Here is a 24234-nt window from a genome sequence, read left to right on the forward strand (position 1 = left end):
ACGATCGAAAGTTTCGAACCCGGGCGTCGTGGCCCGGCCGATCCCTCCCAGCTCCACCGCACGTCCAGCTCTTTCCCCACTCGAGAAGAGAAGGGACCACGCCGGTGCCTGTCCGCACGTTCCGCACCCCCCACCCGAGGCGCTCCCGCCGCGCCCTCGGCGCCCTGGCCGCCTCCGCCACCGCCGCCGTGGTGGCCGCGGCCACCCTCCTCCCCGCCGGCCAGGCCGGCGCGGTGGCGGGCAGTCTGCGCACCCTCGCCGAGGCGAAGGGCATCTACTTCGGCACCGCCATCGGTCAGGGCGACCTGAACAACGCCGCCCTGACCAGCGTCGCGAGCACCCAGTTCGGCATGCTCACCCCGACCAACGAGATGAAGTGGGAGACCGTCGAGCCCTCGCCGGGCAGCTTCAACTTCGGCCCCGGCGACCGGATCGTCGCCTTCGGCCAGGCCCACGCGATGAAGCTGCGCGGTCACACCCTGGTCTGGCACAGCCAACTGCCCTCCTGGATGAACAACCTGCCGGGCAGCCAGGTGCAGACCGCGATGCGCAACCACATCACCACCACGGCCGGCCACTACAAGGGCAAGCTCTACTCCTGGGACGTGGTGAACGAGCCCTTCAACGAGAACGGCACCTTCCGCGACGACCCCTTCCACCGTGCGATGGGCAGCAGCTACGTCGCCGACGCGCTGCGCACCGCCCGGGCCGCCGATCCGGGCGCCAAGCTCTACCTGAACGACTACAACATCGAGGGACTGAACGCGAAGAGCGACGCGATGTACAACCTGGCGAAGTCGCTGAAGAGCCAGGGCGTCCCGCTGGACGGCGTCGGCTTCCAGGCCCACTTCATCGTCGGCCAGGTTCCGTCGAGCCTGAAGGCGAACCTGGAGCGGTTCACCGCGCTCGGCCTGGAGGTGGCCATCACCGAGCTCGACGACCGGATGCAACTGCCCCAGGACGGCAGCAAGCTGGCCCAGCAGGCGCGCGACTACGCGAGCGTGGTCACCACCTGCCTGGCGGTCAAGGGCTGTGTCGGCCTCACCCAGTGGGATGTCGGCGACGCCGACTCGTGGATCCCCGGCACCTTCCCCGGCGAGGGAGCCGGCACCATGTACGACAACGCCTACCAGCCGAAGCCCGCCTACCACGCCTCCGTCGACGCCCTCGGAGGCTCCGCCTCGAACCCGTCGCCGAGCCCGACCCGCACTCCGACTCCCACCCCCACCCCGACTCCCACCCCGCATCCGACCGATGGCGCCGCCTGCGCGGTGACCGCCGAGCCCAACGCCTGGAACACCGGCCTGACCGAGAGCGTGACGGTCACCAACACCGGCTCCGGGGCCGTCAACGGCTGGGCACTGTCCTTCACCCTGCCCGCTGGGCAGACCATCACCGGCGCCTGGAACGCGACGGTCAGCCCCGCCGCCGGCCAGGTCACCGCCCGGAGCCTCGGCTACAACGGCACCATCGCCCCCGGCGGCTCGGTCTCCTTCGGTTTCCAGGCCACCCACACCGGCAACGCCGGCCCCGCCGGCCAGTTCAGCCTCAACGGGGTCACCTGCAGCGCGGCCTGAGCCCCTCCGGACCCGCACGCCCCCACACCCCACACCCACCACCCCTTCGCCCCGTCGCTCCGTGCGGCGGGGCGAAGGGCCGTCAGGACGGGCGCGGCCACGCGGCGAGGGCGGTGCCGCGGGTGGGGACGCCCCGACCGAACCGGGATCGGGAGCGCCCGGCCGCGGCCGGGCGCTCCCCGTCACCGGTCAGAGGAACCGCCATAGGTGGTCGGAGGTGCCGTTGTCGTCCCACAGGACGGCCTCGGCCCCCTGGGAGACGGAGGCGCCGGCGATGCCGAGGACGCGGCCGCTGACCGCGGACTGGATGCGGAAGGTGTCGCCGCCGCCGTGCCGCAGGCGCCACCGGTGGTCCGCGGCCCCGTCGTCGCTCCACTGGACGATCCTGGAGCCGTTGGCCGTGCCACCGCCCTCGACGGCGAGGACCTTGCCGCTGTGGGAGTTCCTGAGCAGGAGGTCTCCTCCGGAGCCGACCACCGCCGTCCACAGGTGGTCGGCGGTGCCGTTGTCGCCCCACTGGACCGCCCGGGCGCCGTCGGCGGTCGACATCGACGACACGCCGAGCAGGAGTCCGCTGCCCACGTTCTGGATGCGCCGGGTGCCGGTCGGGACGAACCGCCACCGGCTCGTCGCCGAGGCGGTGTCCGGGACCTGCACGGCGAAGGCGCCCTGGGCGGTGGAGGCCCCGGCGACGCCGAGCAGCTTGCCGCTGTTGACGTTCCGCAGGCCGTGGGCGCCGTCGGCCGTCTCGACGACGGTCCACCGGTGGTCGGCGGTGCCGTTGTCCGACCACTGGAGCACCGGGGCGTCGTCGGCGGTGGACATGCTCCGCACACCCAGGACCTTGCCGCTGTTGACGTTGCGCAGCCGCAGCGCGGTGCCGTCGGCCACGAGCTCCCAGTCGTGGTCGGCGGTGCCGCTGTCGCTCCACTGGAGCGCGAGCCCGCCGTCCGCGGTGGACATGTCCTGGATGCCTAGCACGAGCCCGCTGCCCGCGTTGAGCAGGCGGAAGCCGCTGGTCCTACGGGTGTTCCAGTAGACGGAGTAGTTGAAGCCCTGCGCGTCGTGGAACGGGCCGAGGCCGACGGTCGAACCGTTGGCGGTCGCGGTGAAGGCCAGGCCCGTGGTGCCGGTGCGCGAGATCGACGCCGGATCGAGGACCGGGAGGGCGGACAGGGCGGTGCCGCCGTGGTTGCCGCACAGGACGACCGGACCGTAGGTGACCGCGGCGACGTCCGGGTTGTCGTTGGCGGCCCGGAGCACGACCCGCATCGGCAGCTTGACGGTCACCGTGTCCCCGGAGGTCCAGGCGCGCGTGAGGGTGGCGTAACCGCCGGGCGTGGTGGCGATGTTCTGCACCGTGCCGTTGACGCTCACGGTGGCACCGGACGTCCAGGCCGGAATGCGGACGCGCATCGACCAGATGTCGCCGGCGCTGCCGGTGACCGTGAGCGTGGTGGTGTCGTCCGCGGGGTAGGAAGTGCTCTGGGTGACCGTCAGGCCGCGCTCGGGCCAGCTGAGGACGGTGGGCACGAACAGGTTGACGAACAGGGTGGTGCCGTCGCGGAAGTAGACGGAGTCCGCCAGTTTGGTGTTGGACTCCAGGCCGGTGCCCTGGCAGCACCAGAAGGAGTCGTAGTCGGTGCTCCAGGTGCCGCCGCCCCAGGCCGGGCCGACACCGCGGCGGCCACCGGCCTTCAGCGGGGTGAAGTAGGTGACGTGCCCGTGGGGGTCGGCCGGGTTCTGCGCACCGACGACGTGGTTGAGCAGGGCCCGCTCGTAGAAGTCGAAGTACGCGGCCTGCTCGGGGTCCAGCTGCCAGAGTTCACGGGTGAGTTTGAGCATGTTGTACGAGTTGCACAGCTCGCAGGTGTCGTTGGTCAGCTGGGAGGAGATCGCGTCGGGCGCGCGGAAGTGCTCGGCCTGGCTGTTGCCGCCGATGGCGTAGCTGTGCCTCCCGGTGCAGAACCTCCAGGCCCGGGCGGCGATGTCGTGGTAGCGCGCCGTTCCGGTGGCCCGGTACTCGCGGACGGCTCCGATCCACTTGGGAACCTGGGTGTTGGCGTGCAGACCGTTCAGCTGGTCCTGATCAGCGGCCAGCGGGTCGAAGACGGCGGCGTGGTCGAAGCGCTGGGCGACCGTCAGCCAGCGCGGATCGACGGTCTGCAGGTGGAGGTCGGCCAGGACTTCGTTCATGCCGCCGAACTCGGTGTTCAGGAGCGCCTGCATCTGGCCCCGGGTGAGCCGGGCGGTGCGCTGGTCGACCCAGCCGGCCAGGCCCAGCAGGACGTCCCGGGCCTGGGTGCTGCCCAACAGGCGCCAGACATCGAGCAGGCCGGCCATCGTCTTGTGGATGCAGTAGTAGGGGACGTTGCCGTTCTTGAGGGTGCCGGTCTCCAACTGGGCGAAGTCGTTCTCGGGGAAGCCCGAGAGGTAGCCTGGGGAGAACCCCGGGACGGCGTTGTTGGCCTGGCACTTCGCGAGCTCGGCGACCATGAAGGTGGCCTTGTCGCGGCAGGTGGTGTCACCCGTCCCCGCGTACGCCTGGGCCCAAGCGCTGAGGAAGTGTCCTTGCACGTGGGTGCGGAACGGGAAGGAGGGCGCGTCCCAACCACCGTTCGCCGAAGCGGCGTTGCTGGAAAGCCGGTGGTTCGTACGGAAGTTGTACAGCAGGCGGTCGACGTCGACGAAGCGCAGGTACGCCAGGGTGCGGTCCAGGTTGTCGCGCAACCGGCCGGCGGTGAGCCGGACCTGGCCGAGGTCGAACGGCTGGATCGAGGAGCCGGCGGCTTCGGCGGTTCCGGCCCCGGGGGCCGCGGAGGCTTCGGCGGCGGCCGGGGTGAGGGCGAGGCCGATGGTCGGCGCGAGGGCCAGGACGCCGGTGGCCTTGAGCAGGCTGCGGCGGTTCGGGGGAGGGAGCGGCATCGGGGGATCTGGTCCTTCCGGGTGGGGGAGGAGGCCGGCGCGAGCCGTTAGCGTTAACAAGACGGGTCGGCGGGTGGTGGGTCGACGGGGGTGGGTCGGCGAGTTCCGGAGGTGCCGTCAGCGGCTGCCGGGGGTGCGAGGAGTGTGAAATCCGACCTTTCGGCAGGTGTCACGTTTATAGCTCCGGGCGCGGGATCCCGTCCAGAGGCGCGCTGACGCAGGCCTGTTGTCCGCGCGGGACGTCTTGACGCCGTCTCTGCGGGTGGTGATAGTGGTGAGTCGCTTGGCGGGGGCGACTCACCTCCGTGAGCGTTCCGGCATGCCCGCATCCGCAGCCGCAGATTGTTAGCGTTAACAAGACTCCCCTTCCTCCGCCCGCACAGGGAGCTGTTATGACGTATCGTCAGTTGATCCGCCGTGCCCGGAAGACCGTTCTGGGGGCCGCCCTGACGACCGCCCTCACCGCCGGCTTCCTGACCGGCACCGCCGCCACCTCGCAGGCCGCCACCCAGGGGCCGTGCGACATCTACGCCGCCGGCAACACGCCGTGCGTCGCCGCGCACAGCACCACCCGGGCGCTGTACGGCTCCTACGGCGGGCCGCTGTACCAGGTCAAGCGTGCCTCCGACAACGCGACCAGGGACATCGGCCTGCTGAGCGCCGGCGGATACGCCGACGCCGCCGCGCAGGACTCCTTCTGTGCCGGTACCAGCTGCGTCATCACCGTCCTCTACGACCAGTCCGGCAAGGGCAACCACCTCACCCAGGCTCCTGCCGGCGGGGCGGCCGGCGGTCCGGACAATCTCGCCAACGCCTTCGAGGCGCCGGTCACCGTCGGCGGGCACAAGGCGTACGGCGTCTACGTCGCCCCCGGGACGGGCTACCGCAACAACAACACCAACGGCGTCGCCACCGGCGACCAGCCCGAGGGCATGTACGCCATCTTCGACGGCACGCACTTCAACGGCGGTTGCTGCTTCGACTACGGCAACGCCGAGACCAACAACCTGGACACCGGCAACGGCCACATGGAGGCCCTCTACTTCGGCGACAACAAGAGCTGGGGCTCGGGCAGCGGCAACGGACCCTGGGTCATGGCCGACCTGGAGAACGGCCTGTTCTCCGGGGTCAACCGCGGATCCAACGCCAACGACCCCAGCGTCCACAACCGCTTCCTGACCGCCATGCTCAAGGGCGGACCGAACCAGTGGGCCCTCCGCGGGGGCGACGCCCAGTCGGGCGGCCTGTCCACCTTCTACAACGGCGTGCGCCCCAACGCCACCGGCTACAACCCGATGCACAAGGAAGGCGCGATCATCCTCGGCATCGGCGGTGACAACAGCAAGTGGGCCCAGGGCACCTTCTACGAAGGCGTGATGACCTCGGGCTACCCGTCGGACGCCACCGAGAACGCCGTCCAGGCCAACATCGCCGCCGCCGGCTACGCCAGCGGCTCGACCGGCACCGGCACGCTGACCCCGGGCTCCCGGATCTCGCTGCAGGCCACCACCGCGCCCTGCTGCACCTCCCACTACCTGCGCCACGACGACGCCGACACCAAGGTCGTCATCTCCGGCACCACCGCCGCCAGCTCGGCCACCGACAAGGCCGACGCCACCTGGATCGTCCGCGCCGGCCTGGCCAACAGCTCCTGCGTGTCCTTCGAGTCCGCCAACAGCCCCGGCCAGTTCCTGCGCCACTTCAACTACCAGCTGTACCTGAACGTCGACGACGGCGCGGGCGCCTTCGCCCAGGACGCCACCTTCTGCCCGACCAAGGGCAACAGCGGGACGGGCACCTCCTTCCAGTCCGTCAACTTCCCGACGAAGTACCTCCGCCACTACAACTACACCGCCTACGTGGCGTCCAACGGAGGCACCAACAGCTGGGACAGCACCACCAGTTGGGCCGACGACACCAGCTGGACGACCGCCCAGCCCTGGAGCTGAGCCACCGCGGCAGCACCACCGTGCACCGGCCCGCCACCGCCTCGCCGGCGGTGGCGGGTCCGGCTCGCGCGACGGAGGAGCCCGGAAGCGACGGTGACACCACCCGACCGACCCCAGGAGCAGAGGAACCGACCTTGTCCTACAGCATCCGCGCGGGCGCCCTGGAACGGCACACCGCCGCAGAGATCCTCCGCGTCGAGCCCTGGGGACCGGACGCCGTCCGGGTGCGGGCCTCGTCCGGGACCATCGACCCCACCGCCCCCGGTGCGCTGGAGAACCCGCGGCCCGCCCCGCACGCCGAGGTGTCCGTGTCGGACGACGGCAGTGCCCGTCTGGTCAACGGCAGCATCGCCGTCGAGGCCTCGGCGGACGGCCGGCTGCGATTCCGCCACGCCGTCTCGGGCCGCGAACTCCTCGCCGAGCGCAGCCCGCACGCGCTCCACGCCGACCCGCGCGTCCACGCGGCCGGCGGCCGGACGGAGCAGTCCTTCGAGGCCTACGACGGTGAACGGCTGCACGGCCTGGGGCAGCACCTGCACGGACGCCTGGACCAGAAGGGCTGTGTGATCGACCTCGTCCAGCGCAACACCGTGGCGGCCGTCCCCTTCCTGCACTCCTCGCGCGGCTACGGACTGCTCTGGAACAACCCCGCCACGGGCCGCGTCGAACTGGGCGCCGACACCACCCGGTGGACCGCCGACGGCGGCGGGCGCATCGACTACTGGATCACCGCCGGCGACACCCCGGCCCGGATCCTGGACTCCTACACCCGGGCCACCGGCCGTCCGCCCCTGCTGCCCGCATGGGCCTCGGGCTTCTGGCAGTCGAAGCTGCGCTACCGCACCCAGGACGAACTCCTGGCCGTGGCCCGGGAGTACAAGGACCGCGGACTTCCGCTGTCCGTCATCGTCTGCGACTTCTTCCACTGGCCGAGGATGGGCGACTGGCGCTTCGAGGAGAGCGAGTGGCCCGACCCCGCCGCCATGGTCAAGGAGCTGTCAGACCTCGGCGTGAAGCTCGCCGTCTCGGTGTGGCCCACCGTCGAGCCCGACAGCGACGCGTACGACGCGCTGCGCTCGTCCGGGCACCTCGTCCGGGACACCGGCGGTGGTCTGCTCACCTTCCCGTGGCCGTCCCGGTACGGCGGCGAGGCCCTGATCCGCCCGATGGCGTACTACGACGCCACCCACCCCGGAGCGCGCACCGCGCTGTGGCAGCGGCTGAACGACAACTACCGTTCGCTGGGCGTGGCGTGCTTCTGGCTGGACGCCTGCGAACCCGACGTGCCCCCGGGCCTCGCCGAGCGCGCCGTCTACGCGGCAGGGCCGGCCGCCGAGGCCGCGAACCTCTACCCGCTGGAGCACGCCCGCGCGGTGGCCGACGGCCTGCGCGCGGAGGGTGAGGACCGGCCGCTGTCGCTGGCCCGCTCGGCGTGGGCGGGCAGCCAGAAGTACGGGGCCCTGCTGTGGTCCGGCGACATCCCCACGACCTTCGACTCCCTCGGGCGCCAGATCAGGGCCGGACTGAACGTCGCGATGAGCGGCATCCCCTGGTGGAACACGGACATCGGAGGCTTCTTCGGCGGCGACCCGGACGACCCGGCGTACCGTGAGCTGCTGATCCGGTGGTTCCAGTACGGCACCTTCAGCCCCGTCATGCGGCTGCACGGGGACCGCGAGCCCAACCACCCCGCCTTCGCCACGGACATGACCGGCGGGCCGAACGAGATCTGGTCGTACGGGGAGCAGGCGTACGGCATCCTCCGTGACCACCTGTCGCTGCGCGAGCGCCTGCGCCCGTACCTGCACGGCCTGTCCGAGGCCGCCCACCGCACCGGCGCCCCGCCCATGCGTCCGCTGTTCTTCGACTTCCCCGAGGACGGACACGCCTGGGAGGTGGACGACCAGTACCTGCTCGGCCCCGACCTGCTGGTGGCCCCCGTGTACGAGGCCGGTGTCCGGGCCCGTCGGGTGTACCTGCCGTCCGGCACCCGCTGGCGCGACCCGGCCACCGGCCGCGTGCTGGAAGGCGGAACGACGCTCGACGCCGAGGCCCCGCTGGAGCGCATCCCGGTCTTCGTACGGGAAGGTGCCGACGTCACGGCCCGGCTGACACACGGAGGCATCCGATGACGACACGACCCCGTCCTCCGGAGGACCTCCGCGCCGTTCTCTTCGACTCGGGCGGCGTGCTGATGCAGCCGATCGGCGGCCGGTGGAACCCGCGGGCGGACTTCGAGCAGACCGTTCTCGCCCACGTACCTTCGATCACGTCGGAACAGTTCGCGGCAGCCGTCGCCGCGGGCGACCGACTCCTCGCCGCCTCGTCGCCCGAGCCCGCGCCCGACGACTACCACCGGCTGATGCTTCGTCACGTCGGGGTGGAACCGTCCTCGGAGCTCCTCGCCGACTTGTGCCGCGAGGTCCCGGCGGCCACGCTCCTGGAGACCTGCCCGGAGGTCGTGGGCACCCTGGAAGAGCTCAGCCGCCGGGGCGTGCGGATGGCGGTGGTGTCGGATGCCTGGCCCAACCTGCCGGACCTTCACGCGGGGCTGGGGATCGGACGGTTCTTCGAGGCTATGCGATCTCCTGCACCAGGAAGACCGCCCCGATCGCGGGCCCGTACCAGTCGGGCGGCGGTACGGGGCGGGAAGCGGTGGCGGTGGCCCGGTTGGCGAGTTCGAGCGCCTCGGCGGGCGTAAGCGGGCGGTCCATGGTTCCCCCTTGATGCGGCAACTACCTCCAGGGGGTGGCATCTACTTTCCATTTTGGAAAGTACTTTCGCGAGGGGCCCGCTGGATGGTCGGAAGCAGCGCGTCAGCTGACCCGAAGACCCACGGCCAGTGTCAGCTCAAGGACCCGGTGGGGCGACGCCAGATCCGGAAACAGCTCCCGCAGCTGCGACATCCGGTATCGGACTGTCTGGGGATGGACGAACAACGCCGCCGCCACCTCCTCCCGCCTGCCCTGGTGCAGCAGCCACGCCCGGAGCGTTTCCTCCAGCCGCTGCGCCGTCGCGTCGGGCAAGGTCCGCAACGGTGCGAGGGCTCGGGCACGCAGGTCTGCGAACGCGTCCGCGTCGGCGCTCAGCACCAGCTCGGGCAGGTGGTCCTCGGTGTCCCGGATGTCAGCGGAGAGGGAACGCGCGCGTACGGCTCGTGCGTACGAGGCGGACGCACGAGTCCACGGCCGGGCCGGGCCGACCACGGCGGTGCGGTCGGTCAGCTGCCGCAGGAGACGCGACCGGTCGGCATCGGGGACGAGCAGCACACCGGTGGCGTCCGGCAGATCGTCGAGGACCAGGGTGCTCGGCTCGAGCGCGCGGTAGGCAGGCCGGGCCTGGACCGCGGGCAGCAGGACCACGGTCAGCGAAACCGGAGGCTGCCATCCGGCCCGTTGAGCAGAGGCCATCACCACGTCCGGGTTCGCGCCGGCGAGGAGGTCGCGGGCCAGGTGTTCAAGATGGCGCTCGTGGGCCCTGCCCCGGGCGGCCAGTTCGTCGGCGTGGCCCGCGGCGCTCGCGGCGGAGAGCTCGTCGATGTAGGCGAAGGTCAGCTCGGCGAACTTGGCGACCTCGGCGGCGGGCAGACCTGCGGGTACGGCACCCGCCGCCAGGCATCGCCAGGCCACGCGGGCGCCGACACGGTAGGCGCTGAGCAGGGCGTCCATCGAACGGCCGTCGCGAACCTCGCCGCGACCCAGCTCGTAGGCCGCGTCACCGGCGTCGCCGCCTGTGTCGTTCCCGCTCGCCAGGTCCAGGTAGTTCCCCAGAGCAGTGCGGACGGCCCGGCGGATGGTGCCGCCCATGGGGCCCGAAAGGGCATTGGCGTAGGGAGGGACCTCGTCGATGATCGCCTGGACGACCTCGTCGGCGGTGGTCGTCAGCGCGGCCCGAAGTGCTGTGACCGTCGTCTCATCCAGGGCCAATTCGCCGGCCTTCCGGATTGCATGGCTCACGTTTTTGTTTCCTGCGAACAATTCAGCCGATCAGTTTCACGTCCTACGGTCAGGACTTTACGCCCCGAGGCGCCGCAAGCTGGAGTCATGACGCGTGCAACACTCCGCAGCAGGGCGTGGAAACTGCTGGAGATGGTCACAACGCCGCTGCTGCCCTCGGACTACCTCGACCTGGTCAGCCCGCTGCGTACCGGCGCCGACCTGCGGGGGCGCATCGAGGCCGTGCACCCTGAGACGGGCGACGCCGCGACCATCGTGATCAGGCCGGGACGGGGCTGGCGCGGCCACACGGCCGGTCAGTACCTGCGGATCGGGGTCGATGTCGACGGGAGGCGCCTGTGGCGTGCCTACTCGATCACCTCGCCGACAGACCGCCAGGACGGCCGCGTCACGATCACCGTGAAGGCCATCCCGGACGGCAAGGTCAGCAACCACCTGGTCCGCAGGGCGACACCGGGCACGCTGATCCAGCTCGACCAGGCGTCCGGTGACTTCGTACTGCCGCGGGCCACGCCCGCCAAGGTGCTCTACCTGACGGCCGGCAGCGGCATCACGCCCGTGATGGGCATGCTGCGCGACACCGAGTTCGACGACGTCGTCATGGTCCACCTCGCGCCACAGCCGCAGGACGTGCTCTTCCGCACCGAACTGCACGGCCTGGTCGCGGACGGGAGACTGCGCCTCATCGAGGTGCACACCGACACGGACGGCAGGCTCGACATCGCCCGTCTCGACGGACTCGTGCCCGACTGGGCCGAGCGCGAGACCTGGGCCTGCGGTCCCGCGGGCCTGCTCGACGCCGCAGAGAAGCACTGGAACGAGCACGGCGTCCACGAGCGCCTGCACACCGAGCGCTTCCGCCCGAGCACCGTCGTCGCCGGCGACGCCGGCGAGGTCACGTTCAGCGCCACCGGCAGGACCGTCGACGCGGACGGCGCCACGCCGTTGCTGGACATCGGCGAGGAGGCCGGCGTGCTCATGCCCTCCGGGTGCCGCATGGGCATCTGCTTCGGCTGCGTCACGCCGCTCAAGGCGGGCGCCGTCCGCGACCTGCGAACCGGCGAGATCACCGAGGCCGAGCCGGGCGTCCTCATCCAGACCTGCGTGTCCGCCGCGGCGGGCCCCTGCGACATCGAACGGTAGAAGCACTTTGACCGCCATCGACCCCACCGCCCACCTGACCGCGGAGCAGATCGAGGAGCTCGGCCGCGAGCTGGACGCGATCCGCGACGAGGTGATCGCCGGCCGTGGCGAGAAGGACGCCGCCTACATCCGTACGGTCATCTCGGCGCAGCGCAAGATCGAGCTGGTCAGCAGGGGCGTGCTGCTGTTCTCGATCTTCCCGCCCGCGTGGCTGCTCGGCACCGCCGGTCTGTCCGTGGCGAAGATCATGGACAACATGGAGATCGGCCACAACGTCCTGCACGGCCAGTGGGACTGGATGCGGGACCCGAAGATCCACTCCACCACCTGGGAGTGGGACCACGTCGCGCCGTCCAATCAGTGGAAGCACTCGCACAACGAGCTGCACCACACGTACACCAACGTGATCGGCAAGGACAACGACCTCGGCTACGGCATCATGCGCGTCGACGAGGACCAGAAGTGGCACCCGTTCCACCTCGGCCAGCCGCTGTGGAACTTCGTCAACGCCTGCTTCTTCGAGTACGGCATCGCCGCGTACGACCTGGAGCTCGGCAAGAACCTGCGCAAGCGCCGCCGCAAGGACCCGGAGTTCCGCGCGCGGGCCAGGGCCGTGGGCCGCAAGATCCGCAAGCAGGTGCTCAAGGACTACGTGATCCACCCGCTGCTGTCGGGCCCGTCCTTCCTCACCACGCTCGCCGCCACCTTCACCGCGAACCTGGTCCGCAACGTCTGGACCCACTCGGTGATCATGTGCGGGCACTTCCCCGAGGGCGTGCAGGTCTTCGAGCGCCAGTCGATCGAGGGCGAGACGCGCGGCCAGTGGTACCTGCGCCAGATGATGGGGTCGGCGAACATCAGTGGCAGCAGGGCCATGCACTTCATGACCGGCAACCTGTCGCACCAGATCGAGCACCACCTGTTCCCCGACCTGCCGAGCAACCGCTACGCCGAGGTCGCGGTGAAGGTGCGCGCGCTGTTCGAGAAGTACGAGCTGGAGTACGTCACCGGGCCGCTGCCGAAGCAGGTGTTCTCCGCGTGGCGCAAGGTCTTCCGGCTCTCGCTGCCGAACAGGAAACCGAGGGCCGGAACGCCGGAGCGCGAGCAGGAGCTCGTCGCGGCCTGATCACCGGTACCGGTTCGGAGCTCGGCCGTACCGGCGGCACCGCCGGGCCGGCACCGTCCCGCTCCGCCGGCCGGTCGCCGGCACGGCGGGAACCACCCGTCACTCCTCGGCCTTCATGTCCACGGGAGGGCTTCTCCCGTACGCAGGTGCTCGCTCAGCCACAGCGCGGTGTTGCTGACGTGCATCAACGCAGCGGCCTGGCTGAGGGAGGCGTCGCGGATCGCGTCCGGTTCCTGGGCACCCGGTGCCGGACCGCTGTCGCCGAGCGGCATGCTCAGTGCCATGGAGGCCACGAAGTGCCCGACGTGCGCCGTCAGCGACATGTTGCCCACGGCGATGACCGGGGTCAGCAGCCGCCACCGGGCTGCGCGGACGGCGCGGGGCCGGTACTGCCGCGCAGGGAGACCGGCGGGGTCAGCAGGATGTTGCGGAGGGGGGCGGTGGGGTCGGCCATGCGTTCGAGCAGTAGGTCCATGGCCCTGGTACCGATGTCCTGCGCCGGTACGTCCGCGGCGGTGAGCGGGGGGCGGAACTCCTCGGCCCAGGTCCGGCCGACGACGCCGGTGATGGAGAAGTCCCTCGGTACCGTTCGGCCGGCCTCCTCCAGGCCCCGCTGGAAGCCGGGCAGCGCGGCTTCGTTGATCGTCGCGACCGCGGTGATGTCGGGGTGGTCGCGCAGGAGCCGGGTGGCGCATTCCAGTCCGGCGGCCGCGTCGTCCCCGCACTCCAGGTCGATGCCCTGGATGCCGCGCAGCGTGACGGCCGCGGTGAAGCCGTCGCGAGCCCGGTGGCCCGGTCCGTAGCCGGCTGCCATGAGTTCGACGGAACGGTTGATCAACGCGATCCGGGTGTGGCCCAGATCCGCGAGGTGGTGGACGCACTGGTTGATCACGGTGGTGTAGTCGACATCGATCCAGCACATCTCGTGGGCGCGGGCCGTGTGTCCGATCCCGACGAACGGCAGCCCGGCCTGCTGAAGTCTGCGGACCCGGGAGTCCTCCAGGCGGATCTCCATGAGGATCACCCCGTCGACGCGCCCTCCGGACAGGAGGCGCTCGAACGACCGGTCGTGGTCGCCCCCGGAGGGGGAGAGCAGGACGTCCAGGTCGGCACGGGCCGCGGCTTCGACCACGCTGGCCACGAAACCCTGCTCCCCGACGCCGTCGCGCGGCGCCTCATGCTCCGCGCCGGCATCGACCGCCTTCACGCCCTCCACCTGGCCATCGACATCGTCCGCCGTGGCGGCACCATCTCGCTGTCCGGCGTCTACGGCGGCATGGCCGACCCCCTGCCCATGCTCACCCTCTTCGACAAGCAGATCCAGCTGCGCATGGGTCAGGCCAACGTCCGGCGCTGGGTGGACGACCTGCTGCCCCTGCTGACCGACGACGACCCGCTCGGCGTCGACGCCTTCGCCACCCACCACCTGCCCCTGGACGAGGCACCGGCTGCCTACGAGATGTTCCAGCAGAAGGCGGACGGCGCCGGCAAGGTCCTCTTCCGCCCCTGAACCACCCATGGCAGTCCCCGAGCGAACGACCCGGAACCGGCTGCGGACCGTGTCCCGACGGATCCGCCGGCGCGGCCGCGAGATCGAGCTGTTCCACCGGTCACTCGCCTTCGCAGCGCTGTTCTTCCTGACCCTGGTGCCGCTGCTCATCGTGATCGCCGCGGCCTCTCCGGCCGGGGGGGAGGTCGAGTAGCCGGGCGGCGCCCGCCCGCCCTGCCCGCCCTGCTCGGTTCGGCGCGTCACCGCTCCGGTCGGCTGATGGCCCGTTGTTTCCGCTGGTCGGAGCGGGTGGCATCCGCTTAGGGTGGAAATGTCCGGCCGGGATGTGGGCCGGGGGACGGGCCGGAGGGACGGGACGTGGGGTGCGGGTTGGCCCGAGGCGGACGCCGCGGCCGAGGTCGTGCTGCCGGACGGCTTGGGACGGGTGGTGGTGGCCGACGGCTGCGGCCGGGCCGTGGTGGGTGCCGCTGTGGTCGGCGCCGGTGAGGCGGGGCCGCTGGGGGTGGCCGCGGTCTTCTGCGAGGGTGACTCGGTGCCCGCGGAGGCCGGGGTCACCGCTCCGTCCGAGTTTCCGCCGGCCAGCAGGACGGTCGCCAGCCCGCAGAACGGAGCGTTCTCCTCCATGGCTTCACGGATATCCGGGCGTCGCCGGGCCGGTCTGGCCGGATTCGCCGGACTCGTCCTCACCGTCGGTCTGGCACTGACCGGTTGGGACCCGTCGGCCGCCGGCGGCGATGCCACGGCGTCGGCCACGCCGACCGCCCCCGCCACCACCGCGGCGCCCCCGCCGCCGGCCACCCCCACGGCGACGGCCCCGACCGCGTCCGCCCCGCCGGTCACGCCTCCGGCCGCCGCCGCGCCCTCGGCGCCGCCCGTCGCCCCGTCGCAGCCGCCGGCGCCCACGGCCGCCCCGCAGCCGAAGGTGACCACCGCGCAGCCGCCGACCGACCCGCAGCCGGAGCACACCGCGGCGGCGGCCGGCGGCGGCTGCGAGATCCGGTCGGCTGCCGGAAACTGCTACGAGGCCGGGCAGTTCTGCCGCAACGCCGACCTGGGGAAGAGCACGCACGACGCGAGCGGCCGGGTGATCTACTGCCGGATGGTCAGCGGCAAGCCGCACTGGCAGGCCTGAGGCGGGACGGGTCGTCCGGGAGGGCGGCCCGGACGTCAGGGGTCGAGCACGCCCAGGGTGTCCCAGAACAGGTGCTCGTAGGACTGGAGCAGCAGCCCGTACTCGCGCGCGGCGGCCAGGGTCGGCTCGTCCAGTCGGCCAGGTCCGAGCGCGTCGGCGGCCTGCTGCTCCAGCTCCGTCGCGGGCTGGGCGAAGAAGTCGAAGAAGGCGCAGGCCTCGTCGGAGTAGCCGTAGTGGCGGCGCAGCGCCTGCGCGACGACCGCGCAGTAGCCGCCCCAGGCGGCGAAGTTGGCGACCAGTGCGGCCGCGACGGCGTCGGGCCGGCCGTTGAGCGCGAGCCAGGCCAGGTAGGCCGGGTAGGCCTGGCAGCCGGCCAGTGGCGGGTGGTCGGCGGCCTGGTCCGGGTCGGGCCCGCAGGCGGCGGCGAGTGCGGGCAGGCTGCGCAGCGCGGCGCTCTCGCCCTCGGCGAGGGTGGCGAACCAGGCGCCGAGGGGCCGGTCGGCGCACCGGGTGGCGAGCAGTAGCAGACTGCGGCGGTCGGAGCTGATGATCCGCTGCTGCTGGGCGGCCAGTTCGGCGAGCGCGCCGAGCGGCGCGCGGCCGGACGCGACGTCCGCGACCAGTGTGGGTGGTGTGTCACCCGGCGCCAACTCGGTTCGCAGTCTCCGAAGTTGTGCATCGACTCGCTGGTTCACCGTGCTCGCGCCTCCACCTCGGACCGGCCCCCGGGTGCCATTCCTATCGCGGGGCCGCCCCCTCCGGCCTCGGGGCGCGCCGAGGTGGATGCGTGGCGGCGCGCCGGGCGGGACCAGCCCCGGCCCGCCGGTCGGCGAACGGCCTGCCGGTCGGGCCGGGGCTGCCTGTCAGGTGAATGTGCGGCCGAGGAAGTCGCGGATGAGGGCGGCGATTTCGGGGCCGTGGGTCTCCAGGGCGAAGTGGCCGGCGTCGAGGAGGTGAAGTTCGGCGTCGGGGAGGTCGCGGAGGAAGGCGCGGGCGCCGGCGGCGCCGAAGATCTCGTCGTGCTCGCCCCAGGCGATCAGGACCGGTGGGCGGTGCTCGGCGAAGTAGCGCTGGAAGTCGGGGTAGCCGTCGAGGTTGAACTGGTAGTCCCAGAAGAGCTGGAGCTGGATCTCCATGTTGCCGGGACGGTCGAGGTAGGCCTGGTCGAGCGTCCAGGTGTCGGGGCTGATCCGGTCGGTCCGGTCGGCGGGGACGCCGTGGGTGTACTGCCACCGGGTGGCGTCGGCTTCGAGCAACTGTCGGACGGCCGGCTCGTGCGTGGACCGGTCCTTGGCGTGCGCGAAGAGGAGGTCCCAGAACGGGGTGAAGCCCTCCAGGTAGGCATTGCCGCTCTGGGTGATGAGGGCGGTCACGCGCTCGGGGTGCCGGGAGGCGATGCGCAGCCCGATCGGGGCGCCGTAGTCGTGGATGTAGAGGGCGAACCGGTCGATCCCCAGGGTGTCGAGCAGCGCCAGGGTGTACTCGGTGAGGTTGTCGAAGCTGTACTCGAACTCGTCGACGGACGGCGCCGCGGACTGGCCGAACCCGAGGTGGTCGGGCGCGATCAGGTGGTAGGTGTCGCCCAGCTCGCGCAGCAGGTTGCGGAACATCGCCGAGCTGCTGGGGAAGCCGTGCAGAAGGACCAGCGTCGGGTTGGCCGGATCGCCCGCCTCCCGGTAGAAGACCGGCCGGCCCTGGATGTTGACGGTGGTGTGGCGTACCTCGGTCATGCTACGTTCTCCTGCCATCGGTTCTAACTGATACTCACATTGGTAAAGGTTAGATCTCCAGCATTCATTCCCGGATGCGGAGTCAATTTCTGCCAGGGCCGGCGCGGACCCTCCGCACGCCCTGGCCGACTCAGGAGGAGAAACTGTGAGAAGCATCGTCGCGAGCTACCTCGACACCGCGGCCTCGGCCGCCGAACTGCTGGCGGCTCCGGAGGTGGCGGCGCGCTGGGATGAGCCGGGTGCGCTGCGGGAGTTCGGTGTGGCGGGGCTGGCCGGGCATCTGGCCTGGCAGATCTTCTTCATTCCCGAGGCGCTGTCCCACCCGGTCTCCGGGCTGCCGGTGATCCCGCTCGCCGACTACTACGGCCGGGTGCAGTGGATCGGCGCCGGCCCGGACGCCCCCGTCAACCTGCGGATCCGGCAGGGAGCCCGGGAGGCGGCGGCCGCCGGGCCGGCGGCACTGTCCGCTCGTGCGGCGGACACCGTCCGGGAGCTGCGTGCGACCCTGCCGGGGGTGCCGGACCGCACCATCCACCTGCCCGTCTGGGGGCAGTACGCGCTGACTCTGGACGACTTCGTCACCACCCGGCTGATGGAGCTCGCCGTCCACAGCGACGACCTCGCGGTCGGTGTGGGGCTCCCGACACCCGCACTGACTCGGGACGCCGCCGACACGGTGATCGCCCTGCTGGCCCGGCTGGCGACCCGGCGGCACGGTGCCACCGATGTGCTGCGCGCGCTCAGCCGTGCCGAGCGCGCGCCGGCGTCGATCGCCGCGTTCTGAAGGGCCTGGGCCCGGTGTACGGTCTGCCGGCCCGCTCAGCGCTCGTAGCGGGCGAGCAGGAGGTCGACGCCGGAGGTGATCAGGTGGGCGAGGTCCGCCTCGTCGAGGGTGGTGTCGGGGGCGAAGGTGGCCATCAGCTGGGGGACGCCGAGGGTCGCGGCCACGAGCTGCTGGACGGCGAGCTCGGGTTCGGGGGTGTCCAGTCTGCCGAGCCGGTCCAGTTCGGTGAAGGCCTCGGTCAGCGGGCCGTTGATCATGTCGTAGCTGACCCGGTACCAGAGCTGGCCCAGCTGGGGGAAGCGCTCCGTCTCGCCGATGACCAGCCGGCGCAGCGACATGATGTCGGGGCGCAGCAGGATGCGGGCCCAGGCGGTGGTGAGGTCGATCAGTGCGGCCCGCAGGTCGGGGGCCTCGACGATGGTGGAGGTACAGGATTCGAGCCCGGCGTAGGTGCGGGGCAGGATGCCGCCGATGACGGCCAGGAACAGGCGTTCCTTGCTGCCGAAGTGCTTGTAGATGGTCGCCTTGGAGACGCCGGAGCGGTTGGTGATCGCGTCCATGGAGGCGGCCGAGTAGCCCGCGCCCAGGAACTCGGTGAGCGCCGAGTCGATGATGGCCTGGCGCTTGCGCTGGGCGGCGTCGGTGGGGTCCGGGATGATCGGGATGCCGTATTCGTCCGTCGCGTCAGCCGTGCCTGCTGTGTCGACGCCCATGGCGGTGTCCTCTTGCGTTCTGGTCCGGAGTGGGGGTTTCTCAGTATATGAACTGAACGGTTTGGTTCGCAAAGGCGGCGAAGCGGACGTGCCGGGCGGTCGGTCCGGGCTCAACAGGGGAGCCGCCCCATCAGGCCGAGGCTGAAGTCCTGCTGGGCCTGGCGCAGCTCGGCGGCGGTGTTCATCACGAACGGGCCGCTGCGGGCCACCGGCTCGCCGATCGGCTCACCGGCCAGGACCAGGACCTCGGCCGCCCCGCCCCGGGCCTCGACCGTGAACCGCTCGCCGTCCTGCGCGAGTACCGCGAGGTGGCCGTCCGGGAGCTGCGCGTCGGGCGTGGCGGCCTCGCCGGACAGCACGTACAGCATGGCGTTGTGCCCGGCGGGTGCGGTGAATTCGGCCCGGGTGCCGGGCGCGAGGCGGGCGTGCACGACCAGGACGGGCGTGTGGGTCGCGAACGGGCCGGTGACGCCGTGGGTGCTGCCGGCGATGACCGTGAGCTCGGCGCCGTCGTCCGTGGTGACCACGGGGAGGTCTCCGGCCTCGGCGTTCTGGCTGCGCGGCGGGACGGACTTGAGCCGGGCCGGCAGGTTCACCCAGATCTGCAGCATGTGCTGGAGGCCGCCCTCGGCGAGGAACTCCTCGGTGGGCAGGGCCTCGTGGACGATCCCGGAGCCGGCGGTGAGCCACTGCACGCCGCCGCCCCGGACGACGGCGCGGTGGCCGCGGGAGTCGGCGTTCGCGATGTCGCCGGCGATGACGTACTGGATGGTCTCGAAGCCGCGGTGCGGGTGCGGGGGAGCGCCCTTGGCCTCGCCCGGCCCGAGCTCGACCGGGCCGACCTGGTCGACCATCAGGAACGGGTCGAGGAAGGGCAGGTCGGCGGTGGGGAAGGGGCGGCGGACCGGGAAGCCCGCGCCCTCGTAGGTGTGCACGGGGCGGACGACGCGGACGGTGGACCGCGTGGTGCCGGGGGCGGTGACGGCGGTCGTGGCGATGGCGGTGGCGGCGGTGGCGCTCGATGTGGTCATGGCTCGAATGAACTATACGATTCAGTTCAGTGTCAAGACTGAACCGTTCGGTTGACATAATGAACTGAGCGGTTTAGTTTTCTCGGAGTCGAAGCCGCCCGGCCTACCGGACGGTCCGACAACTTCCCTCCCCCGTCACCCTCCTGAAGGAGTCCCACCATGGCCACCGCCAAGATCTTCGCCATCTCCGGCTCGCTGCGCGCCGACTCGCACAACACCCAGCTGCTGCGCGCCGCCCAGAAGTTCAACCCCGGCGGCCAGGACATCGAGATCTACGACGGCCTGCGCGACATCCCCGCGTACGACCAGGACCTCGACACCCCCGAGAAACGGCCGGCCATCGTCAACGACCTGCGCCGCCGCGTCCAGGCCGCCGACGGCCTGCTGATCGCCACGCCGGAGTTCAACTACTCCATCCCCGGCGTCCTCAAGAACGCCCTCGACTGGCTGAGCACCGACTGGACCAAGACCGAGGGCCTGCCGCTGCACCGCAAGCCCACCGCGATCCTCGGCGCCGCCCCGACCAACTTCGGCAGCGTCCGCGCCCAGCTGGCACTGCGCCAGGTCTTCGTCTGGACCGACAGCGACGTCGTGGTCAAGCCCGAGGTCATCGCCTTCCGCTCGCACGAGCGCTTCGACGGGGAAGGCAACCTCACCGACGAGACCACCATCGGGCTGCTCCAGGACCTGCTGCGGGCGCTGCAGGTCAAGATCGACGCCGCCGCCGCGCGCTGACCCGGCCTCCAGCCTCACTCACCCCACCACCTCCGTCGAAGGAGCGTCCGCCATGGCCACCCCGGTCACCGCAACGCCGGACACCGTTACCCCGGTCACCGCCACCTACCTCGGCACCGCCACCATCCTGCTGCGCATCGGCGACCTGACGATCCTCACCGACCCCGCCCTCGACCAGGACCCGGGCGACTACCCGGCCGCCCGCCCGCTGCGCCGCACCGCCGGCGCGGCGCTCGGCGCCGGGCAACTGCCGCCCGTCGACCTGGTCCTGCTCTCCCACGACCAGCACGCCGACAACCTCGACCGCACCGGCCGGGATGTGGCCGGCCGGGCGGGCGCGGTGCTCACCACCCCCGAGGCCGCCGCCCGGCTGGGCGGCCGGGCGACCGGCCTCGCCCCATGGGAGAGCGTGCCGGTCACCGTGGGCGCGACCACCGTCACGGTGACCGCGACCCCGGCCCGGCACGGTCCGGCTGGCACCGAGCCGGTCACCGGCCCGGTCACCGGGTTCGTCGTGGAGTACGAGGGCGGCACGCTCTACTTCTCGGGCGACACCACGCGCCACGCCGCCCTGGACGGGATCGCCGAACGCTTCGCCATCGACACGGCCTTCCTGCACCTGGGCGACGCGCACTTCCCCGGCACCGGGGAGCTCGCCTTCTCCCTGAGCGCGGCCGAAGGCGCCGAGCTGGCCCGCACGCTCGGCGCCCGCCAGGTGGTCCCGCTGCACTTCGAGTCCTGGGAGCACTTCGTCGAGGACCCGGCCCGCATCGCCGAGGCGTTCGCCGCCCCCGACCTGGCCGGCCGCCTGCGCCGGCTGCCGCCGGGCACGCCCGAAGTCCTCTGACCGACCCCGCAACGCCCTCCCACCATGGAGCCCCAGATGTCATCCGCACGCCCCCCGCTCCCGCCGTTCACCGCGGAGACCGCGGCCGCCAAGGTCCAGGCGGCCGAGGACGCGTGGAACACCCGCGACCCGCAGCGCGTGGCCCTCGCCTACACGCCCGATTCGGTCTGGCGCAACCGCGACCGGTTCGTCAACGGGCGGGAGGAGATCGCCGCCTTCCTCTCCGACAAATGGGCCAGGGAGCACGAGTACGCGCTGCGCAAGCAGCTCTGGTCCTTCACCGACAACCGCATCGCCGTCCGCTTCCAGTACGAGTGGCACGACGACAACGGCCAGTGGTGGCGCAGCCACGGCAACGAGCTGTGGGAGTTCGCCCCCGACGGCCTGATGCGACGCCGCGAGGCCAGCATCAACGACGTCCCCATCGCCGAGACCGACCGGACCATCCACGGGCCGCGCGGGGATGGAAAACCCTGACGGCTCGTCAATCCTACGGGGAAGGAAGCGTGTCAGTGGCGGTGCCGGGACCTCCCCCTCGGCCACCACCACCTCCGCGGCCTGGGCGTTCGGGTGGAGGTTCGGAAAACCGAACCTCCGATTCGGGGGCGAGCACGATCGATCGCCGCGCCCGGCCCGGCCAGCATGGAGCCATGGCTGAGACGAGAATGACAGTGGTCGCGGAACCCGCCGCCCGCGCCGACGACCTGCACCGGGAGTACGGGAGGGGCGGCGCCGTCGTACGGGCGCTGCGCGGGGTGTCGGTGGCGTTCGCACCCGGGACCTTCACCGCAGTGATGGGGCCCTCCGGCTCCGGCAAGACCACCCTGCTGCACTGCCTCGCCGGTATGGACCGGCCCACCCGCGGCACCGTCCGGTGGGGCTCCACCGAGGTGTCCCGGCTGCCCGAACGCAAACTGGCCGAACTGCGGCGCAGCCGGGTCGGGTTCGTCTTCCAGGCGTTCAACCTGATGCCCGCGATGACGGTCGCCCAGAACGTCGAACTCCCCGGCCGGCTCGCCGGCAACCGCCCCGACCGCGCGGCCGTGCAGAACGCGCTCGCCCGGGTCGGACTGGCCGGCCGCGAACGGGACCGGCCGGGCAGGCTCTCCGGCGGCCAGCAGCAGCGCGTCGCGATCGCCCGCGCGCTGGCCACCCGCCCCGACGTGCTCTTCGCCGACGAACCCACCGGCGCGCTCGACCGCGCCACCGGTCACGAGATCCTCGCCCTGCTGCGCTCCGGCGTCGACCGGGACGGGCAGACCTGTGTGATGGTCACCCACGACCCGGTGGCAGCCGGTTACGCCGACCGCGTCCTGCTGCTCGCCGACGGGCTGCTGGTCGATGAACTGGCCCACCCGACGGCGGCGTCGGTCGCCGAGCGGCTGAGCCGGCTGGGCGGGTGAGCGCGATGACGCCCCAGCCCTCGGGTACCGCCTCGGACCTCGGTACCGCCTCGGACCTCGGTACCGCCCCGGATCCGCGGTCCGTCCCGGAGCTTGGAACCGCCCCGGATCCGCGGTCCGCCCCGAGTACGTCGCCGGCCCCGGCCTCCCGCGCCGGCCGCTCGACCGCCCGTACCGGCCGCCCGGTGCCGGCCCTCGTGCTCGGCCAGCTCCGCCGCCGCCCCGCCGCCTTCGCCGGGCTGGCCATGGCGCTCTTCCTCGCCGTCGCCACGGTGACGCTCTTCGGTTCGCTCTTCGCCGCCGAGGTCACCGCCCCGGCCGCCGCCCGCCGGGCGCCCACCGGGCCGGGCCTGATGGTGATCGCGGGCGCGTTCGGCGAGATCGCCGTACTGGTGGCCTTCTTCGTGGTGGTCAACGCGCTCGGCTTCGCGCTGCGCCAGCAGCACCGGGAGCTGGCGCTCCTGCGGACCATCGCGGCCACACCCCGGCAGGTCCGCCGGCTGGTACGCGGCCAGGTGGTCGTGACCACCCTGCTGGCGGCCGGGCCCGGCTGGGTGGCGGGGGCCTTCGCCGCCCGCGGGTTCCTCGCCGCCCTGCAGGAGCGGGGGATGGCCGCGCCCGCCGTCCGGGTGCCGGGCACGCCGCTGCCGATGCTGGTCGCGCTCGCCGCTGCCCTGCTCGTCGGCCTGGCGGCGGCCGCCGTCGCGGCCCGGCGGATCACCCGGATCTCGCCGGCCGCCGCCCTCACCGCCGGTTCGACCGAGCACGGCCGGACGGGCGCCCTGCGGCTGCTGGCCGGCGCCGGCGCCCTGACCGGCGGCGTGCTGCTGCTCCGGCTGGCGGCGACCCGGCCGGCCGACCAGCTCGACAAGGCCGGGCAGGCGGCCCTGCTCGCCTCGCTGGTGCTGCTGGTCGCGGTCGCCCTGCTGGGACCGCTCGCGGCCCGCATCCTGGCTGCCGTGCTGGGCGCGCCGGTGCGGTGGGCGGCGCCCCGTTCGGGCTGGCTGGCCGACGCCAACCTGCGCGGCTACGCGCACCGGCTCTCCTCCGCCGTGGTGCCGGTTGCGCTCCTGGTCGGACTCTCGGGCACCATGTCGATCATGACAAGCACCGCCGGGCACGCGGCGACCCGCGCCCTCCCCGGGGCCGCCGCCTCGGCCGCCTCCGTGACCTCCGCGACCGACGTCTGGCTCCGCCAGGCCGAGCTGGCCATGCTGGTCTGCTTCGCCGCCGTCTCGACCGTCAACACCCTGGTCGCCCTGACCTCCGACCGCCGCCGCGAGTTCGCGCTGCTGCGGCTGGTCGGCGCCACCCGGCGCCAGTTGCTGCGGATGCTCACCGTCGAGGCGGTGCTCACCACGGCGGTGGGCGTGCTGCTGGGTGCGGCGGTCGCCGCCGTCGCCTCGGCCGCCTTCAGCACGGCCGTCACCGGCTCCGCCGCGCCGACCGTCCCGGTGGCAGCTTGCGGCTGGATCGTGGCCGGCGCGGCCGCGCTGACCGTCCCCGGCATCCTGGGCCCCGGCGTGCGCGCTGTCACCGGCCCGGCCGCGGAACTGGCCGGTGGCGAGCGTGGCTGACGGGCGGTCCTCCGATCGAGGTGGTCGAGGTGGTCGAGGTGGTCGAGGCGATCGCGGAGGTCTGCGACGGCGTGGCGGCGATCGCGGCGAGGCGCG

The 24234-nt window shown here is 72.1% G+C and carries 21 protein-coding genes and 2 pseudogenes; 14 read left to right on the top strand and 9 right to left on the bottom strand.

The features are described 5' to 3' along the window. The first annotated feature begins 104 nt into the window (after positions 1 to 104). Positions 105 to 1577 carry a glycoside hydrolase family 10 protein gene (locus ACZ6NC_RS01365; protein ID WP_465727707.1) on the top strand — a complete coding sequence of 491 codons (1473 nt, stop codon included), beginning with the start codon at positions 105 to 107 and terminating at the stop codon, positions 1575 to 1577. A gap of 189 nt (positions 1578 to 1766) precedes the next feature. Here the strand turns inward: ACZ6NC_RS01365 and ACZ6NC_RS01370 are convergent, their stop codons facing one another. Then, entirely contained in the window at positions 1767 to 4502 is a 2736-nt protein-coding gene (locus ACZ6NC_RS01370; protein ID WP_465727709.1) for a beta-L-arabinofuranosidase domain-containing protein, read from the bottom strand. A 392-nt stretch (positions 4503 to 4894) separates the two neighbouring features. Here ACZ6NC_RS01370 and ACZ6NC_RS01375 point away from each other — a divergent pair, with 392 nt between their 5' ends. Further along, positions 4895 to 6451 carry an alpha-L-arabinofuranosidase B gene (locus ACZ6NC_RS01375; protein ID WP_465727711.1) on the top strand — a complete coding sequence of 519 codons (1557 nt, stop codon included), beginning with the start codon at positions 4895 to 4897 and terminating at the stop codon, positions 6449 to 6451. 134 nt (positions 6452 to 6585) lie between these two features. Next, a complete protein-coding gene (locus ACZ6NC_RS01380; protein WP_465727713.1) occupies positions 6586 to 8583 on the top strand; it encodes a glycoside hydrolase family 31 protein in 1998 nt (665 codons plus the stop codon). Positions 8584 to 9027: 444 nt separating this feature from the next. On the opposite strand, the gene ACZ6NC_RS01385 is transcribed toward ACZ6NC_RS01380, so the two are convergent. Both ACZ6NC_RS01385 and ACZ6NC_RS01390 read right to left on the bottom strand, forming a co-directional pair. Then, positions 9028 to 9165, bottom strand: coding sequence for a hypothetical protein (locus ACZ6NC_RS01385; protein ID WP_465727715.1), 138 nt, complete (start codon positions 9163 to 9165; stop codon positions 9028 to 9030). 102 nt (positions 9166 to 9267) lie between these two features. Then, positions 9268 to 10407 carry a PucR family transcriptional regulator gene (locus ACZ6NC_RS01390; RefSeq protein ID WP_465727717.1) on the bottom strand — a complete coding sequence of 380 codons (1140 nt, stop codon included), beginning with the start codon at positions 10405 to 10407 and terminating at the stop codon, positions 9268 to 9270. Positions 10408 to 10494: 87 nt separating this feature from the next. On the opposite strand from ACZ6NC_RS01390, the gene ACZ6NC_RS01395 reads away from it, so the two are divergent. Both ACZ6NC_RS01395 and ACZ6NC_RS01400 read left to right on the top strand, forming a co-directional pair. Continuing rightward, positions 10495 to 11550, top strand: a complete 1056-nt coding sequence (locus tag ACZ6NC_RS01395) for a ferredoxin reductase (RefSeq protein ID WP_465573964.1) — start codon at positions 10495 to 10497, stop codon at positions 11548 to 11550. A gap of 7 nt (positions 11551 to 11557) precedes the next feature. After that, positions 11558 to 12676 carry a fatty acid desaturase family protein gene (locus ACZ6NC_RS01400; RefSeq protein WP_465727719.1) on the top strand — a complete coding sequence of 373 codons (1119 nt, stop codon included), beginning with the start codon at positions 11558 to 11560 and terminating at the stop codon, positions 12674 to 12676. Between the two features lie 113 nt (positions 12677 to 12789). On the opposite strand, the gene ACZ6NC_RS01405 is transcribed toward ACZ6NC_RS01400, so the two are convergent. Together ACZ6NC_RS01405 and ACZ6NC_RS01410 are read right to left on the bottom strand one after the other, a co-directional pair. Continuing rightward, positions 12790 to 13008 carry a hypothetical protein gene (locus tag ACZ6NC_RS01405; RefSeq protein WP_465727721.1) on the bottom strand — a complete coding sequence of 73 codons (219 nt, stop codon included), beginning with the start codon at positions 13006 to 13008 and terminating at the stop codon, positions 12790 to 12792. Positions 13009 to 13022: 14 nt separating this feature from the next. After that, the gene (locus ACZ6NC_RS01410) at positions 13023 to 13883 is read right to left on the bottom strand and encodes a LacI family DNA-binding transcriptional regulator (protein ID WP_465727723.1); all 861 of its coding nucleotides are present in this window, start codon (positions 13881 to 13883) and stop codon (positions 13023 to 13025) included. Here ACZ6NC_RS01410 and ACZ6NC_RS01415 point away from each other — a divergent pair. The 3 genes and pseudogenes from ACZ6NC_RS01415 to ACZ6NC_RS01425 form a co-directional block, all read left to right on the top strand. Then, positions 13824 to 14186 (top strand): annotated as a pseudogene (locus tag ACZ6NC_RS01415) (glutathione-dependent formaldehyde dehydrogenase); the annotation flags it as partial. The gene ACZ6NC_RS01410 and the pseudogene ACZ6NC_RS01415 overlap by 60 nt on opposite strands. Positions 14187 to 14193: 7 nt before the next feature. Next, positions 14194 to 14370: pseudogene (locus ACZ6NC_RS01420) on the top strand (ribonuclease BN); the annotation flags it as partial. A gap of 126 nt (positions 14371 to 14496) precedes the next feature. After that, a complete protein-coding gene (locus ACZ6NC_RS01425) occupies positions 14497 to 15318 on the top strand; it encodes a hypothetical protein (RefSeq protein ID WP_465727725.1) in 822 nt (273 codons plus the stop codon). Positions 15319 to 15353: 35 nt separating this feature from the next. Here the strand turns inward: ACZ6NC_RS01425 and ACZ6NC_RS01430 are convergent, their stop codons facing one another. Further along, positions 15354 to 15968 (bottom strand): thiaminase II/PqqC family protein, encoded by a 615-nt coding sequence (locus tag ACZ6NC_RS01430; protein WP_465727727.1) that lies wholly within the window; start codon positions 15966 to 15968, stop codon positions 15354 to 15356. A gap of 213 nt (positions 15969 to 16181) precedes the next feature. Continuing rightward, positions 16182 to 17048, bottom strand: coding sequence for an alpha/beta fold hydrolase (locus tag ACZ6NC_RS01435; RefSeq protein ID WP_465727729.1), 867 nt, complete (start codon positions 17046 to 17048; stop codon positions 16182 to 16184). 145 nt (positions 17049 to 17193) lie between these two features. On the opposite strand from ACZ6NC_RS01435, the gene ACZ6NC_RS01440 reads away from it, so the two are divergent. Continuing rightward, positions 17194 to 17832, top strand: coding sequence for a maleylpyruvate isomerase N-terminal domain-containing protein (locus ACZ6NC_RS01440; protein WP_465727731.1), 639 nt, complete (start codon positions 17194 to 17196; stop codon positions 17830 to 17832). Between the two features lie 35 nt (positions 17833 to 17867). Here the strand turns inward: ACZ6NC_RS01440 and ACZ6NC_RS01445 are convergent, their stop codons facing one another. Together ACZ6NC_RS01445 and ACZ6NC_RS01450 are read right to left on the bottom strand one after the other, a co-directional pair. Continuing rightward, on the bottom strand, positions 17868 to 18545 hold the full coding sequence (locus ACZ6NC_RS01445) for a TetR/AcrR family transcriptional regulator (RefSeq protein ID WP_465727733.1): 678 nt from the start codon (positions 18543 to 18545) through the stop codon (positions 17868 to 17870). A gap of 110 nt (positions 18546 to 18655) precedes the next feature. Next, a complete protein-coding gene (locus ACZ6NC_RS01450; protein WP_465727735.1) occupies positions 18656 to 19576 on the bottom strand; it encodes a pirin family protein in 921 nt (306 codons plus the stop codon). Between the two features lie 159 nt (positions 19577 to 19735). Here ACZ6NC_RS01450 and ACZ6NC_RS01455 point away from each other — a divergent pair, with 159 nt between their 5' ends. From ACZ6NC_RS01455 to ACZ6NC_RS01475, 5 genes are all read left to right on the top strand, one after another. Next, complete coding sequence (locus ACZ6NC_RS01455) at positions 19736 to 20311, top strand: NADPH-dependent FMN reductase (protein WP_465727737.1); 576 nt, start codon at positions 19736 to 19738, stop codon at positions 20309 to 20311. Between the two features lie 52 nt (positions 20312 to 20363). Then, positions 20364 to 21158: an MBL fold metallo-hydrolase gene (locus ACZ6NC_RS01460; RefSeq protein ID WP_465727739.1), complete on the top strand. Its 795-nt coding sequence runs from the start codon at positions 20364 to 20366 to the stop codon at positions 21156 to 21158. Positions 21159 to 21194: 36 nt separating this feature from the next. Beyond that, entirely contained in the window at positions 21195 to 21635 is a 441-nt protein-coding gene (locus ACZ6NC_RS01465; protein ID WP_465727741.1) for a nuclear transport factor 2 family protein, read from the top strand. A gap of 173 nt (positions 21636 to 21808) precedes the next feature. Then, on the top strand, positions 21809 to 22561 hold the full coding sequence (locus ACZ6NC_RS01470) for an ABC transporter ATP-binding protein (RefSeq protein WP_465727743.1): 753 nt from the start codon (positions 21809 to 21811) through the stop codon (positions 22559 to 22561). A gap of 185 nt (positions 22562 to 22746) precedes the next feature. Next, the gene (locus ACZ6NC_RS01475; protein ID WP_465727745.1) at positions 22747 to 24138 is read left to right on the top strand and encodes an FtsX-like permease family protein; all 1392 of its coding nucleotides are present in this window, start codon (positions 22747 to 22749) and stop codon (positions 24136 to 24138) included. The last annotated feature ends 96 nt before the right edge of the window (positions 24139 to 24234 follow it).

The sequence above is a fragment of the Kitasatospora sp. NPDC041988 genome (assembly GCF_055588525.1).